General features: G+C 64.6%; 13 protein-coding genes. 9 read left to right on the forward strand and 4 right to left on the reverse strand.

The window, feature by feature from the left end:
* Positions 1-34 precede the first annotated feature (34 nt).
* On the forward strand, positions 35-445 hold the full coding sequence (locus tag A9Z05_RS30820) for a transposase (protein ID WP_069621376.1): 411 nt from the start codon (positions 35-37) through the stop codon (positions 443-445).
* 102 nt (positions 446-547) lie between these two features.
* Here A9Z05_RS30820 and A9Z05_RS30825 read toward each other — a convergent pair whose 3' ends face one another.
* From A9Z05_RS30825 to A9Z05_RS30840, 4 genes are all read right to left on the reverse strand, one after another.
* Entirely contained in the window at positions 548-1,009 is a 462-nt protein-coding gene (locus A9Z05_RS30825; protein WP_069621377.1) for a DUF2147 domain-containing protein, read from the reverse strand.
* A gap of 176 nt (positions 1,010-1,185) precedes the next feature.
* Positions 1,186-2,871 carry a ShlB/FhaC/HecB family hemolysin secretion/activation protein gene (locus A9Z05_RS30830; protein ID WP_069621378.1) on the reverse strand — a complete coding sequence of 562 codons (1,686 nt, stop codon included), beginning with the start codon at positions 2,869-2,871 and terminating at the stop codon, positions 1,186-1,188.
* 144 nt (positions 2,872-3,015) lie between these two features.
* Positions 3,016-4,356, reverse strand: a complete 1,341-nt coding sequence (locus A9Z05_RS30835; RefSeq protein ID WP_069621379.1) for a collagen-like triple helix repeat-containing protein — start codon at positions 4,354-4,356, stop codon at positions 3,016-3,018.
* A gap of 40 nt (positions 4,357-4,396) precedes the next feature.
* Positions 4,397-6,061 carry a collagen-like triple helix repeat-containing protein gene (locus A9Z05_RS30840; protein ID WP_069621380.1) on the reverse strand — a complete coding sequence of 555 codons (1,665 nt, stop codon included), beginning with the start codon at positions 6,059-6,061 and terminating at the stop codon, positions 4,397-4,399.
* A 677-nt stretch (positions 6,062-6,738) separates the two neighbouring features.
* Between A9Z05_RS30840 and A9Z05_RS30845 the strand changes: the two genes are divergently transcribed.
* The 8 genes from A9Z05_RS30845 to A9Z05_RS30880 all read left to right on the forward strand — a co-directional run bounded on the left by A9Z05_RS30845 (position 6,739) and on the right by A9Z05_RS30880 (position 14,106).
* On the forward strand, positions 6,739-6,957 hold the full coding sequence (locus A9Z05_RS30845) for a Flp family type IVb pilin (protein WP_069621381.1): 219 nt from the start codon (positions 6,739-6,741) through the stop codon (positions 6,955-6,957).
* A 97-nt stretch (positions 6,958-7,054) separates the two neighbouring features.
* Positions 7,055-7,555, forward strand: a complete 501-nt coding sequence (locus A9Z05_RS30850; protein WP_069621382.1) for a prepilin peptidase — start codon at positions 7,055-7,057, stop codon at positions 7,553-7,555.
* A complete protein-coding gene (locus tag A9Z05_RS30855; protein WP_069621383.1) occupies positions 7,552-7,998 on the forward strand; it encodes a TadE/TadG family type IV pilus assembly protein in 447 nt (148 codons plus the stop codon). The genes A9Z05_RS30850 and A9Z05_RS30855 overlap by 4 nt, the downstream gene beginning before the upstream one ends.
* Before the next feature lie 90 nt (positions 7,999-8,088).
* Positions 8,089-9,012 (forward strand): Flp pilus assembly protein CpaB, encoded by a 924-nt coding sequence (cpaB, locus tag A9Z05_RS30860; RefSeq protein WP_069621384.1) that lies wholly within the window; start codon positions 8,089-8,091, stop codon positions 9,010-9,012.
* A gap of 65 nt (positions 9,013-9,077) precedes the next feature.
* The gene (locus A9Z05_RS30865) at positions 9,078-10,409 is read left to right on the forward strand and encodes a type II and III secretion system protein family protein (RefSeq protein WP_069621385.1); all 1,332 of its coding nucleotides are present in this window, start codon (positions 9,078-9,080) and stop codon (positions 10,407-10,409) included.
* Positions 10,410-10,469: 60 nt separating this feature from the next.
* The gene (locus A9Z05_RS30870) at positions 10,470-11,744 is read left to right on the forward strand and encodes a fimbrial protein (RefSeq protein WP_069621467.1); all 1,275 of its coding nucleotides are present in this window, start codon (positions 10,470-10,472) and stop codon (positions 11,742-11,744) included.
* Between the two features lie 3 nt (positions 11,745-11,747).
* Positions 11,748-13,121, forward strand: coding sequence for a CpaF family protein (locus A9Z05_RS30875; RefSeq protein WP_069621386.1), 1,374 nt, complete (start codon positions 11,748-11,750; stop codon positions 13,119-13,121).
* Positions 13,114-14,106 carry a type II secretion system F family protein gene (locus tag A9Z05_RS30880; RefSeq protein WP_069621468.1) on the forward strand — a complete coding sequence of 331 codons (993 nt, stop codon included), beginning with the start codon at positions 13,114-13,116 and terminating at the stop codon, positions 14,104-14,106. The genes A9Z05_RS30875 and A9Z05_RS30880 overlap by 8 nt, the downstream gene beginning before the upstream one ends.
* Positions 14,107-14,108: the final 2 nt, after the last annotated feature.

Raw genomic sequence — 14,108 nt, forward strand, 5'->3', positions numbered from 1 at the left:
TGTGGTGTCATGGTTATTAAGGCTGGAGATGTCCATGACACCGTATCGCGATTTGACCGACCACGAATGGCGCCGCGTCGCGCCGCTTCTGCCCGAAATGCAGCCGCGCACCGAGTTGCGCGGCCGGCCGTTAGCCAATACGCGGGCCGTGCTGAACGGTGTGCTTTGGATAATCTACAGTGGTGCCACATGGTCGGCCATGCCGCGCCGTTACCCGTCGTATCAAACATGCCACCGACGCTTCAAGGTGTGGCACGAAACGGGCACGCTGATGAACGTGATGCGTGAGCTCTATGGCGACGCCGGCATGAATCTCTGCAATGAACTGTCCGCGCGGATGCGCAAGCACACGCAATCGAAGGCGGCGGAGGCGCGTAGCAACGCGGCACCCGCGTATCGTGCGCCGGACAGCTATCCATCGGATGCGATGAAGCACGCGGCGTGAGGCCCATCGGTTTTTCGTTGTGCGCGCACCAAAAGAAATCGGCCTGGCGACGTCGTCGCAGGCCGATTTTTCATTGAGCCGCGCGTTCTGGCGCGTACGGCGTTATTGCTGGCGAACCCAGGTCTGCGACCGGCCCAGCAGCGACACGCCGATGTAGCCGCGCACCACGAGCTTCTGGCCGCCGTCTTCAAGCGTCATCTTGCACTTGTAGACCTTGCCGTTCTCCGGGTCGAGAATGTTGCCGCCGTCCCAGTGGTCGCCGTCCTTCTTCATCGCCTTGATGATCGTCATACCCTTGATGAGCTGATCCTTGCGCTCGTCCGTGCACGCAGTGCAGCGGCGATCGGGCGTATCGTTCGCGCCGAGGCCCTTGACGACCTTGCCCGTCAGCGCGCCGTCGCCGTCCTCGGCGATCTGCACGAGTGCCTTCGGTTGATGGGTGTTGTCGTCGATCGTTTGCCACATGCCGACGGGGCTGTCGGCTTGTGCGAACGTGGGAGCTGCGCACGCGAGCAGGGCGCCGGCGATGGCGGTTGCGCGCAACGGGCGGGTCAGTTGAATCATTGTCGTCCTCCTTGTTTTGCATGTCGGTTCGATTCGCTCGCACGACCGTCTGCATGGGGCGGGCATGTTGCGAGCTTCGCCAGAATACGTGAAACCGCACGCCGCGTTTGATAGAGGGGACTCTAATCGAAACGGCCAGCATGACGCTGGCCGTTTCGTGACTCTGTGGTGACCGATCAGTTGAGCTGATAAGAGAACGCCGCGTTGATGCGCGGGCTGCGTGACGCGCTTTCGACCGGCGCATCGCCGACCGGTTTGGCGACGTTCAGGTCGAGACTGTAGTAGCGGCTGTCCGTGAGCCGCACACCGATGCCGACCGATGACATGCGGTTCGGCGATGGCGTGCCCGCGTGCAGATATACGCGCGCCATGTCGTACGCGATGTACGGCGTGATCGATTTCAGATACGTCCAGCCCGGCGTGAAGCCGCGGTTGATTTCCAGCGACATCCCCCAGCCCGAGTCGCCCGACGTTTCGCCCGGCTGATAGCCGAGCGCGTAACGGGTCGAGCCGAACGAGACCTGTTCGGACGTCGGCAGCGAGTCGGGACTGTATTGCCCGGTCAGCGAAACCGACGTGCCGATCCGGAACGGCCATTCGTTCGTCTGCGTGAAGGTCGCGCCGGTGCGAACGAAGGTCAGCGAGATCGGGCTGTCCACCGAGGTCGTCGTCGTACCGATGGTGATGTCCTGCGCTTTCGACGCACCGAGGATGTTGAAGCCCTTCGCGACGTTGACGCTCAGCTTCTGCACCTGTTTCGGCTGGACGCTCGTGTAGTCGAGCTGCATCTGCAGCACGCGGACTTGCGAGCGCGTGTCGATGCTGTTGCCGTTGATCTTGCTCTGGTAACGGTCTTCGTTGTGCGACGCATAGCCGGACACCGTGCCGAGCAGGCTGCGCTGATTGTTCAGCAAGATCGGATAGGAAGCCGAAAGACCCAGTTTCTCGTTCTTGACCGTGCGCTCGACCGACGACGGCAGGCCGGGATTGTCGGTCGGCTTGCCGCGATACGTGCTGGCATCGAGGCGCGTGATCAGGCCGTTGCTGCCGACCGGCACCGCGCCGCTGAACGCGAAGTAGGTCTGTTTGTCGCGTCCCGGCGGCGCGAGCGCCGAAATGCTCAACTGCTCGCCGAAACGCGTCAGGCCGTTTTCGGTCGCGGTGATGAGGCCCTGGACGCCCGGGTGGTTGAAGTCGATCCCCGTGCTGACGTTGAACGGCTTGCGATCGACCGCAAGTTCGAGCGTCGTCGCGCCGTCGGTGGTTTGCGGCGGCGGCACGTTCGCCTTCACCGTGAGTCCGGGCAACAGCCCGAACGTGTTCACGTAACGCTCGAACGTCGCGCGGCGCAGCGGGCGATCGGCCGTGATGTGCGCGGCAATCGCGCGAATCTTCGGTTCCATCGCGCCGGGTTTGCCGGTGACCTTGACGTCCGACACATAGCCTTCGACCACCGTGATGCGCACGACGCCGTTCTCGAACGTCTGCGCGGGAACGAACGCGAACGACAGCGCGTAGCCGCGTTCCTGGTACAGCTTCGTCACGCCGTTGGCGGTTTCGATCAGCTCGCCGATCGTGATGTCCTTGCCGACGAGCGGCGTGAAGCGGCGCGTGATTTCCTCGAACGGTATCGACTTCACGCCTTCGACCTGGAACGTCTTCGGCGTCAGGTGCCGCGACAGCAGCTCCTGTAATTGCGGCGCCTGCGGCGCGACCTGAACGGTGACGTTCGGGCCCGTCTTCGGTGCGTTGATCTGGGGAAGGGAGTCGAGCGGGTTGCCGCCGACGCGCGTTTGCGCCTGTGCCGTGCCTGCTGCCGCGATGGCGAGCAGCATCATCCATCTGTCGAGTCTGGATTTCATTGTTCTTCCTCGTAGGCCTTGCTTTTCGTCTTCTTTGTAATGCCGGCACGCGACACCTGGGTGTCGCGCGCCGCGTGCCGCCATGCCGGTTGTGTTCGTACGGCCGCGCCATTCGCTCCGGCTGCGATGGCGCGGCCGTCCTCCTTACTTGCCGACGCTACCCAGCGTACCCAGCAACCCCGTGACCGGCGCCAGCAGGCCCGTCGAAGCGCCGCCCGACGATGCCGTACCCGACACGCTGCCGACCAGCGACGTGACCGGCGCGAGCGGGCTCGAGCCCCCGGACCCTGCTGCACCGCCCACTGCGCCGGTGACAGTATTCAGCAAACCGGTGACGGGCGCGAGAGGGTTTGCACTGCCTGCGCCGCCCGTCGCGCCGCCGAGCGCGCCGGTGACCGTCGAGACGAGGCCCGTGACCGGTGCGAGCGGGCCGCTGCCCGAGCCGCCCGTTGCGCCGGTGAGCGAGCCGAGCGGTGTCGAACCGAGACCCGACAGCAGGCCGCCGAGCGGATTCGTCGAAGCGGAACCCGACGACGAGCCGTTCTGGACGGTTGCCGTCGAGCCGCCGACGAGACTCGTGATCAGGCCGGGGATCGGGGCTGCGCCGTTCGGGCCGTTCGGATTGACGAGGCCGCCCGCGTTGGTCACGGTGTTGCCGACCGCGGTGACGAGCTGGCCGACGTCGCCGACGAGCGGCTGGCTCGACGTCCCGCCGACCTGCTTGCCGGCCGAGCTGATGGCGCCGCCGATCTGGCCGAGCAGGCCCGAGACGGGTTGGCCGAGGCCGGTCGTCGTGCCGACCTGCTGCGTGACCTGGCCGGCCGTGATCACGAGCGGCGTGATCGCCGAGCTGATCGGTTGCGTGACCTGCTGCACGGCGCCCGACGACAGCGTCGAGCCGATCGTCGTGCCGGCGGCCGTCAGGCCGTTGGCGACCGTGTCGAGCACGGAGCCGACCGGCGTCGTGACCGGTGCGAGCGGCGCCAGCGGGCCCGTGCCCAGCGCCTTGACCGTCGAGCTCAGGCCGGACACCGTGTTGCTCGTCGCGCCGACGACGTTGCCGAGACCGGCGACCGTCGTGCCGACCGGATCCTTGATCGAGCCGGTCTGGCCGAGCCCGTTGCTCAACGCATCGGCGGCCGCGTCGATGATCGTGCCGGTGCTCGACACGGTGCTGCCGACGCCCTTCGTCACGCCGTCGCCGAGGCCCGGCAGGCTGACGTTCCCGATGGTGCTGCCAAGGTCGGTCGCGGTCTGGCCGAGCGTGCTGACGGCGCCCTTGGTACCGGTCGTCGTGCCGCTGGTGCCGCTCGTCCCGCTGGTGCCGCTCGTGCCACTGGTGCCGCTCGTCCCGCTGGTGCTGGCACTCGGCGGCGCGCTGACGCTGTTGCCGCCGCACGCGGCGAGCAGGCAGGCCGTCGCGAAAACGGTAAGGGGTACGCGCCATTGGCGCAGGGTGGTCGTCGTGTTGGAACGCTGGGGCATGATGGACTCCTCGCTGTCTTGTCGATGAATGGATGTCGGATTACTTGTGCGTGCCGCCGAGCAAGCCGCCGATCAGCGACGTGACGGGTGCGAGCAGGTTCGTGCCGGAGCCGGAGCTCGTGACGGCACCCGTGCTGCCGCTCAGCGCCGGCGCACTGACGGTGCTGGTGGCTGCGGGGACCGGAGCTGCAATCGGATTGCCGCCGCCCGTTACGCCGCCGAGTGCGCCGGTGACGGCGCCGAGGAGACCCGTGACCGGTGCGAGCGGGCCGCCGCTGGTACCGCCCGTTGCGCCGCCGAGCGCGCCGGTGACCGTCGAGACGAGGCCGGTAACCGGTGCGAGCGGGCCGCTGCCGCCGCCCGTTGCGCCGCCCAGTGCGCCGGTGACCGTCGAGACGAGGCCGGTCACCGGAGCGAGCGGGCCGCTGCCGCCGCCTGCTGCGCCGCCCAGTGCGCCGGTGACGGTCGACACAAGGCCTGTGACCGGAGCGAGCGGGCCGCTGCCGCCGCCTGCTGCGCCGCCCAGTGCGCCGGTGACGGTCGACACAAGGCCTGTGACCGGAGCGAGCGGGCCGCTGCCGCCGCCCGTTGCGCCGCCGAGTGCGCCGGTCACCGTGGAAACGAGACCTGTGAGCGGGGCGAGCGGGTTGGTCGCGCCGCCGGTGCTGCCCGTAAGCAGGCCGCCGACGGCCTTCACGGTGTTGCCCGTCGACGAGACGGTGCCGCCGAGGCCGGTGGTGACCGGGTTGCCGCCCGTCGATGCGAGCAGGGCGCCGGCCTGGTTCAGCCCGTTGCCGACCGTGCCGAGCAGCGTGTTGACCGGTGCGCCGAGGCCGGTTGCCGCGCCGATCGTCTGCGTCGTCTGGCCGACCATCGTCGTGATCGGTGTGATGGCCGAGCTGACCGTTTGCGTGACCTGCTGGATCGGGCCGGTCGACAGCACGTTGGTGAGCGTGGTGCCGCCGTTCGACACGGCGCCGCCGAGCGTCGATACGAGGCCGCCGACGGCGCCCGTGACCGGCGCGAGCGGCGACAGCGGGCCGCTGCCGAGGCTCGTGACCAGATTGCCGGTTTGCGTGACTGCGCCGCCGAGCTGATTGACCACGCCGCCGGTGCTGGCGACCGTGGTGCCGACCGGATCCTTCGTCGCGCCAAGCTGGCCGAGGCCGCTGCCGAGGCCATTGCCCAGCGCAGTGACCGCGCCGCCTACGCTTTGCACGATGCCGCCCGCGGCTTGCGTGGTGGCGGGATTGACGCCCGGCAGCGACTGGCCGGCGATGACGGTGCCGAGGCCCGTGACGGTGCTGCCGAGGCCCGTGGCGATCGTGCTGGTTTGTGCGAGGACAGTTCCCACGGCGTTCGACGAGACACCCGAGGTGCCGGACGTACCACTCGTTCCCGACGTTCCGCTGGTGCCGGACGTGCCGCTCGTACCCGAGGTTCCGCTGGTACCGGAGGTGCCGGACGTGCCGCTCGTGCCCGAGGTCCCGCTGGTGCCGGAGGTGCCGCTCGTACCCGAGGTGCCGCTCGTGCCGTTGCCGCCCGACGTGGAGATCGTATCGCCGCCGCCCGAGCTGGAGCCGCCGCCGAGGCCCTGGCTGATGGAGCCGGAGCCGCCGCACGCGGAGAGGGAGAGCATGGCTGCAACGGTGGCCGCGATCAGAGTCGTCCGGAACACGCCATGAGGGATAACCTTAATGTCCATTTCTTCCTCGCATTAAAAATGTGTTGTGAACTGCGTTGTGTTGAGTGATGCGAGGACTACTCTGCAACTGTCGTGCCATTTCGATGGCCGACGGTTCGACAACGGGTTTTAAACGAGGCAATTCCTTGTCGGAAAAGGGACTTCCGGAAATTGAAAGATTGTTGAATCTGTTTAAGAGCGGATGAATGAGAACGGTTTCGGCCGTTTCGTAACGTAACGTCACAACATTGGCGTTACGCGTGCGGCGTAACGTGGGTCCCCCGCAGGCTTGGTGGACACGGCAATGGTTTTACTGGTGGATTAGGTGTGCACATCTAACCTATCGTAAATCCTATGTGTAAGTCATACCGAAACGCCGTACAAATACGTCGTGCTCCTGGTCTTTTTTTCCCGTCAGAGCGGTTAAAAGAGGTTGGAACTTAAATAGGATCGGATATAGAATCGGGAGCAGATGTAAGGAAATGTACGGTTCGGTACACTACGTTCGAGGAGGAGCGCTATCGCGAATGTTAACTTGCATCAAATCGTGAGCAATGCCCTTCGGGGCGACCTATAAAGAAAGCGCACCCGGTTGACGTTACAGCAGATGTGGCGAACGGTTGGGGCAAACGGCCAGATATGCGGGGATCGATACGTATAAAAGGCCAGAAAACGTAAATACAGGCACGAGGAATAAAATGAAAGCAATCATCAAGCGTTTCCTTAAGGAAAACGACGGGGTTACCGCGATCGAGTATGGGCTGATCGCGGGTCTTATTGCTGTCGCGATCGTCGCCGGGGTGACGAACATCGGCAGCAGTCTCGGTAACATGTTTACCAATCTCGGCACGTGCGTGTCGTCTCCGTCGTCTACGAACTGTTCCGCCGCCGCGATTCGGGCAACGCCGGCGAGCTAAGCCGACTTCTTCTTTTCCGGAGGTCGTCGTGGCGTGGTAGCGGGCGGACTACTTCGGTAATCCGCCCGCCCTTGCATCTGCTGCGGATCGTGGTGCGATGGGACATCTCATTTTTAGCGGGGTATTTCTGACCTGGGCCGGCTCGGTTGTGGTCAGCGATATTCGTTTCCGCCGTATTTCGAACGCGCGTGTCCTGGCCGGACTGATCGCTGGGTTTGGCGGCGCATGCATGGCGGCGAATCCATTTGGCATTTCCGTGCATCAGGCAGTGGTCGGCATGCTGGTCGGCCTGATCGGATTGATGCCGTTCTTCCTTCTGCGCGTCATGGGCGCAGCAGACGTAAAAATTTTCGCCGTGCTCGGCATCTGGTGCGGTGCGCATGCGCTGCTTTGGCTCTGGGTAGCTGCCAGTCTGGCTGCAGGGCTGCACGCGCTCGTACTGATGCTGCTGTCTCGCACGTCGCTCGGGGGCGTGTGGCGGCAGCGCGAACCGATGCTGACAGTTGGCGGGTATCGGGCGACGCCTTATGCCGCATGCCTCGCGGTGCCGGCTGCCGTCTGGTTGGTCTATCTCGTCGCAATCGGGGGCATGCGATGAAACGACAGAACGCGTGCGGGGGACGGCGACGGCAACGTGGAGCGACAGCGGTCGAGTTTGCGATCGTGTTCCCGCTGTTCTTCGTGATTTTCTACGCGATTCTGAGTTTCGGGATGATTTTCGTTATTCAGCAGAGCTTGACGCTGGCCGCGAGCGAGGGCGCGCGTGCAGGATTGGCCTATGCGCCGGACCTCACGGCGCGAGTCGCGAACGCCAAGACGACTACGCAGAACGTTCTTGGTTGGCTGAACAGCAGTCCGCCCAACGTGGTGGCGCAGCAGTGCAACTACAACGGAACGCCTACGCCGTTGCTGTACTGCCTGACAGTCACGGTCAGCTATGCGCCCGATAGCTGGATGACGATCATGCCGTTCCTCGGGGCGATCATGACTAAACCACTGACGGGTACGGCAGTGGTGCAAATTCCGCAGTCGATGCTATGAGTCGGGCATCGTGACGCGATAGACATGTCACGCGCAAATCGCGCGACAAGAAGAAACTGGTTGGCTTCATTCCGGCATCCATACGACAACATGACCAACAACTTAACGAAGATCATCGCGGGGCTGCTGATTGGGATCGCCGTTCTGCTCGGAATCTATGCATGGGTGCTCGGACGCAGCGCTTCAAGTCCCGCGCCGGCACAGCCGATGGTGTCCGCAACTGCGGTGCCTGTCGTGATTGCAACGCGTGCTTTGCCAAGTGGACAGCCGATCCCAGCTGATGCGCTGAAGATCCAGGCGACGGCGCCGGCACCGGCAGGCGCTTTCAGCGATCTTGTTCCGCTGGTTGGTCGCGTGCCGACTCGTGACATTCCGGCCTCGACTCCGGTCGTTGCTGATGCACTGGTGTCAGGGCTTGCCGAGGACGTGCAGCCGGGCGAGCGCGCGGTTGCGGTTCGCGTCGACGAAACGAACGCGGTCGGCAACCGGCTGCGGCCCGGTAATTTCGTCGACGTGTTCCTGAACCTGAAACGAGAAGTGGGCAGCACGATGCTTGACGGTGAGGTTTCGCAGACACAGGCGCGACTGCTGTTGTCGAAGGTCAGGGTGCTGTCGTTCGGCGATGCGACCGCCGAGCGCGACAGCGGCAACAACAACGGTGGTAACGGGCAACCGACCGGCGCTCGCATCGCGGTGCTCGCGGTGCCGACCGCGCAGGTCGACGCGCTGACGCTCGGCGAGGCGAGCGGCCGCCTGACCTTTGCATTGCGTAACCCGCGTGACGACGACCTTGCGCTGCAGACGGTTGCAGTCCGTACGGACAACAAGCTGTCGCCGTCGGCGCTGGCCGCAGCAGGCGTCTCGCTGCAGCAACTGTCCGGCACACCGAGAACACCGGTAGCCAGCGCAAACCTGCCGCCGTTGCCGTCGCATCTGCCGCCGCCTGCTCGGCCGAGCGGGGGCGGCGGCATCGAAGTAATTCGCGGCGGCCGCTCGGAAACGGTTGCTTATTGAATCGGATAAACGGCGATCGATATCAGCGACGACAAGCAAAAGGCCGCGCGCCGGTCTACCAAACGATGAAAAACATACTGATTGCATTCGCGATTGCCATCTGCACCGTGACCTTTACCTCGTTCGCGAGCGCCAGCGCTACGATCGAACTCGCCGTCGGTGCACAACGGCAGATTTCGGCGGGCCGTACCCTGCAGCGCGTCGCGGTCGGTGATCCGGCAGTTGCCGACGTGCTGATCATGAAGGGCAGCCGCTCGGGTTCGGTCCTGCTCATTGCGAAGGCTCCCGGCGCAACGAACGTGATGCTGTGGGAGCGCGGGCGCGATGAACCAACGATCTGGAACGTCGAGGTTGTCGACGCGGCCGCGCAAGCCGTGCTCGACGGCACTACGCCGCGCGTGAATGCATACGGCGGCACGGCTGTGCTGCAAGGTTCCGCCGCGTCGCTCGAGGCGCATGCGCGTGCGGCTGCGGTCGGCAAGAACATGAGCGGGAAGGGCGCCGTGATCGATCGCTCGACGGTTCCCGGCAAGAGTGTCGTGCAAGTTGACGTTCGGGTCGTCGAATTCAGCCGTTCGGTGCTCAAGCAGGTCGGGTTCAATTTCTTCAAGCAAAGCAACGGCTTTTCGTTCGGATCGTTTTCGCCGGGTGGCGTGCAATCTTATAGCGGTGGTTCGGGCCCGGGGACTGGGGGATACGTTCCGACGCTCGGATCGCCAGTCGCGTCCGCATTCAACTTGGTCGTGAACGCGGCCGGGCGCGGCATCTTTGCCGACCTGTCTCTGCTGGAGGCGAACAATCTCGCGCGCGTGCTGGCCGAGCCGACACTGGTCGCGCTGTCCGGCCAGAGCGCGAGCTTCCTCGCGGGTGGCGAGATTCCGGTGCCATCGCCGCAGGGGCTGGGTTCGACGGCGATCCAGTGGAAGCAATACGGCGTCGGGCTCTCGTTGACGCCGACGGTCTTAAGTCCGAGCCGGATCGCGCTGAAGGTCGCGCCCGAATCGAGTCAGCTCGACTTCGTGAACAGCGTGACGATCAGCGGCGTCGCAGTGCCCGGCATTACGACGCGCCGCGCGGACACGACAGTCGAACTGGGTGACGGAGAGAGCTTCGTGATCGGCGGCCTGATCGATCGCCAGACGATGTCGAACGTAAGCAAGGTGCCCTTGCTCGGCGATCTGCCCATCATTGGGACGTTCTTCAAGAATCTGAGCTATCAGCAGAACGACAAGGAACTGCTGATCATCGTGACGCCGCATCTCGTCGCGCCGATTGCCAAGGGTGCGGTGTTGCCTGCAACACCCGGCGAGTTGTCCGAGCAACGCGACGGGCCGGTCTGGAAATCGTATCTGGGCGGAGCTGCGTCGCCCGACGCTGCTCCCGGATTTTCGAAATGAGTGGAATGTCTCGCGGCTTGCGATGCAACGCCACGCCTTGTGCAATCGGGGGTGTTCGACATGAATGCACGAATTCAATCATTGTGTGAACCCGCCGTGACCGACTATTTTGTTTGTGCGTCGCCGCATGAGGCGCATGTCCGCTGGCTGGCCGATACGCTTGTGTCGGCCGGCGCGGTCGAGGCCGCATCGCTCGACCCGGGTGTGCTGGCGCAGCGCATTACGGGCCTCAATCCGGCGCTCGTCTTCATCGATTTCTCGGACGGCAGCACGGCGGCGAGCATCACCGCGGCTGCGATTCGCGCCACACATCCGGGGCTGCCGATTGTCGCGCTGGGTTCGCTCGCACAGCCGGAGAGCACGCTCGCTGCATTGCGCGCCGGTGTCCGCGACTTCATCGACGTGTCGGCTCCGGCGGAAGATGCGTTGCGCACGACTCGCGGGTTGCTGGCGAACGTCGGCGAGCCGGCGAGCCGCCACGGCAAGCTTGCTGCACTGCTCGGCGCGCGCGCGGGCATGGGAGTGAGCACGCTCGCAGCGAATCTGGCCGTATGGTTGCAGAAGCGCTCGGTGAGCCCGGAGGGGAGTGGCGAGCCGAACGGCGGGATGCCAGCCGGTCGCCAGACCGCGCTCGTCGACCTCGGCCTGCCAGCGGGCGATGGCGCGTTGTTCCTGAATACACGCTGCGAATTCCATTTCATCGATGCGGTTCACAACCTTCGTCGCATCGACCGGACCTTCGTGAATACCGCGCTGACCCGGCATGAGAGCGGCGTCGCGTTGACGACGCTGCCGACGGATCTCGGCGCGCTGCGCGACGTGTCGTACGCGTCGTGCGCCGGTTTGCTGAATCGGTTTCGCGCATTCTTCGATCAGCAGATCGTCGATCTCGGCGGTTTTTCGAACCGCGAATTCGTTGCACAGATCATGAGTTCCGCCGACGAAGCATGGCTTGTCTGCGATCAGGGCGTTGCATCGATCGTGTCGGCGGCCGATTTGCTCACCGGGCTGCGCGACGCGGGTGTCGACACCGATCGTGTACGGCTCGTCGTCAACCAGTACGACCCTGCACTCGATCTGACGCCCGCGCAGATCGCGGAGAGACTCGGACTGTCGCTGGTCGGCACGTTGCCTTCGCGCCGCGTCGCGATCGGCCACGCGGCAAACCAGGGCCGACTCATCGTCGATATGGCGGAGCGCGATCCGTACGTGCGTGCGCTCGACTCGCTCGCCGCGCGGTTGCCGGGCGTGTCGATTCGTCCGGCTGTACCGCGTCCGGCGTCTGGCCTGTCCGCGCTGAAGCGCTTCATTCAACCTTCGTCCAAGCGGTCGTAAGCGATGGCACACGACATTCAATTTGCCGACGGCTCAGCGCCGTTTTCCCAGACGCAGCAATTCCACGACATCAAGAATGCCGCACACGAACACTTGCTGACGCGCATCGAAGAGTTGGGCGCCGAGTTCGGCAGATGGTCCCGTCAGGCGATCAACCAGTTCGTCGACCTCGAGATCGACAGCTTCGTGCGCCTGCGCCGCATTCCGCTCAACGAGAACGAGGTACGGACGGTTGCGGAGGCGTTGACGAAGGAACTCGCGGGTTTCGGGCCCATCGAGGATTTACTCGCGGACCCGGCGGTCGAGGACATCCTGATCAACGGCTACAACGACGTGTATGTGTCGCGTCATGGGATCCTTGCCAAGCTGCCCGTGCGCTTCACCGACAACGCGCACCTGTTGCGGATCGTGCGGCGGATCCTCGCGCCGATCGGTCGCCGTCTCGACGAGTCGAACCCGATGGTCGATGCACGGCTGCCCGACGGCGGTCGCGTCAACGTGGTGATTGAGCCGCTGTCGATCGACGGTCCGGTCGTGTCGATCCGGAAATTCCGCAAGGATCCGCTGAAGCCGTCCGACCTGCTCGGCAACGGAACGTTCAACGAAGAGATCAACACGTTGCTTCAGGCGGCAGTCGAGGCGCGCTGCAACATTCTCGTGTCGGGCGGTACGAGTTCCGGCAAGACGTCGCTCCTCAACGCGCTCGCGTTCCATATTCCGGAGATCGAGCGTGTCGTGACAATCGAGGATACGGCGGAACTGTCGCTAAACCACCCGCACGTCGTGCGGCTCGAAAGCCGGCCGGGCGGGTTCGACGGTACCGGCGTCGTGTCGATTCGCGACCTGCTGCGCAATACGTTGCGGATGCGTCCGGACCGGATCATCGTCGGCGAAGTGCGCGGCGGCGAGGTGCTGGAAATGCTCCAGGCAATGAACACAGGCCACGACGGCTCGATGGGCACCGTGCATGCGAGTTCGCCGCGCGAGTGTCTGTACCGTCTCGAGATGCTGGCCGGTTTCGCAGGTTTTCAGGGCACCGAGTCGAGCCTGCGTCGGCAGATCGCGAACGCCATCGACTTCATCGTGCAAATCGGACGCCTGTCGAACGGGCGGCGACGAATTCTATCGATCACCGAAGTGACCGGGCTGTCCGACAACATCATCGCGACCCAGGAGCTTTACCGCTATGAAGCGCGCGTGACACCGGAGGGCGAGGAAGTCGACCACTGGGAAACCCTGGGCATTCATCCGCATTCGCCGAAGCTTGCACGCTTTCGCCAGACGCTGACGAGTGGTGGGTTCGGCGATGGCGGATTCGGTGGGGGCGGCTTTGGCGGTGGTGGGTTCGGCCGCGGCGGCGGGGGCTTCAATGTATAGCGCAATGGTATGGGCGCTGGCGATCGCGATGCTGTGTGTCGCGGCTGCGATGGTGCTGTGGCATCACGCGGAGACCCGGCGCGTACGGACCGACGCGAAGCGTTTCATTGACAGCCGGCTCGAGCCTCGCGCACGCGTCCCCGCATCGGCGGCATCTGCGCCGGCGGCTGGGGCCGTGCGCGCCGTGCAGCAACCGGGGACGGCACGGAAGGTATCGTCCGAGGCCTTCGGGGCGCACTGGTATGGGACTGCCTCGGAATATCTGTCCAACCTTGCGAGCCGCGCGGGGATAGACGATGCGCGCGGCAAGGCAGTCGTCGCGCTTGTCGTGCTTGTCGTGGCTGCGGTCATCGCGGGCAGCCACGGCGGCATGCTGGCGTGTTTCGCGGCACTCATTTGCGGAAGCGCGATACTCGGCGTCTGGCTCGCATCGCGGATTCAGCGGCGGCGGCTGAAAATTGTTCGGCAGATTCCGTCGTTTCTCGACGGGATCGTGCGTCTCGTGACGCTCGGCAACAGCGTGCCTGCTGCTTTTCAGTCCGCGCTGTTGACGACCGAGGAGCCGCTGCGCGGCTGTCTCGACGTCGTGTCGAGGATGTTGCGGAGCGGTATCGAGATCGACCGCGCCATGATGCACATCGCGAAGATCTACCGGGCCGAAGAGTTCGAGCTCGTCGGCTCGGTGCTGCGCTTGTCGGTCAAATATGGCGGTCGCGCGGATGTGATGCTTGAACGGATGGCCGTATTCATGCGCGATCTCGAGCAAGCCGAGCGTGAATTGACCGCGATGTCGTCGGAGACGCGACTGTCCGCGTTCGTCCTCGTCATGCTGCCGATTGCAATCGGCAGCTTTGTCGTGATGACCAATCCGAAGTATCTGTACGGAATGTGGAGCGATCCGAGCGGGCGGTCGCTGCTCATGATCGCGTTCCTGGCCCAAGTGGTAGGCAGCATATGGCTGTATCGAATGGCTCGGCTCAGGTGAGG

The organism is Burkholderia sp. A2, from assembly GCF_001729305.1.
Lineage (GTDB): Bacteria > Pseudomonadota > Gammaproteobacteria > Burkholderiales > Burkholderiaceae > Burkholderia > Burkholderia sola.

What these genes read in the sequence shown, in the direction of transcription:
- A9Z05_RS30840 (WP_069621380.1), bottom strand. Translation starts at nt 6,061, where the DNA reads ATGGACATTAAGGTTATCCCTCATGGCGTGTTCCGGACGACTCTGATC.
- A9Z05_RS30825 (WP_069621377.1), bottom strand. Translation starts at nt 1,009, where the DNA reads ATGATTCAACTGACCCGCCCGTTGCGCGCAACCGCCATCGCCGGCGCC.
- A9Z05_RS30875 (WP_069621386.1), top strand. Translation starts at nt 11,748, where the DNA reads ATGGCACACGACATTCAATTTGCCGACGGCTCAGCGCCGTTTTCCCAG.
- A9Z05_RS30835 (WP_069621379.1), bottom strand. Translation starts at nt 4,356, where the DNA reads ATGCCCCAGCGTTCCAACACGACGACCACCCTGCGCCAATGGCGCGTA.
- A9Z05_RS30850 (WP_069621382.1), top strand. Translation starts at nt 7,055, where the DNA reads ATGGGACATCTCATTTTTAGCGGGGTATTTCTGACCTGGGCCGGCTCG.
- cpaB (WP_069621384.1), top strand. Translation starts at nt 8,089, where the DNA reads ATGACCAACAACTTAACGAAGATCATCGCGGGGCTGCTGATTGGGATC.
- A9Z05_RS30880 (WP_069621468.1), top strand. Translation starts at nt 13,114, where the DNA reads ATGTATAGCGCAATGGTATGGGCGCTGGCGATCGCGATGCTGTGTGTC.
- A9Z05_RS30820 (WP_069621376.1), top strand. Translation starts at nt 35, where the DNA reads ATGACACCGTATCGCGATTTGACCGACCACGAATGGCGCCGCGTCGCG.
- A9Z05_RS30845 (WP_069621381.1), top strand. Translation starts at nt 6,739, where the DNA reads ATGAAAGCAATCATCAAGCGTTTCCTTAAGGAAAACGACGGGGTTACC.
- A9Z05_RS30870 (WP_069621467.1), top strand. Translation starts at nt 10,470, where the DNA reads ATGAATGCACGAATTCAATCATTGTGTGAACCCGCCGTGACCGACTAT.
- A9Z05_RS30865 (WP_069621385.1), top strand. Translation starts at nt 9,078, where the DNA reads ATGAAAAACATACTGATTGCATTCGCGATTGCCATCTGCACCGTGACC.
- A9Z05_RS30855 (WP_069621383.1), top strand. Translation starts at nt 7,552, where the DNA reads ATGAAACGACAGAACGCGTGCGGGGGACGGCGACGGCAACGTGGAGCG.
- A9Z05_RS30830 (WP_069621378.1), bottom strand. Translation starts at nt 2,871, where the DNA reads ATGAAATCCAGACTCGACAGATGGATGATGCTGCTCGCCATCGCGGCA.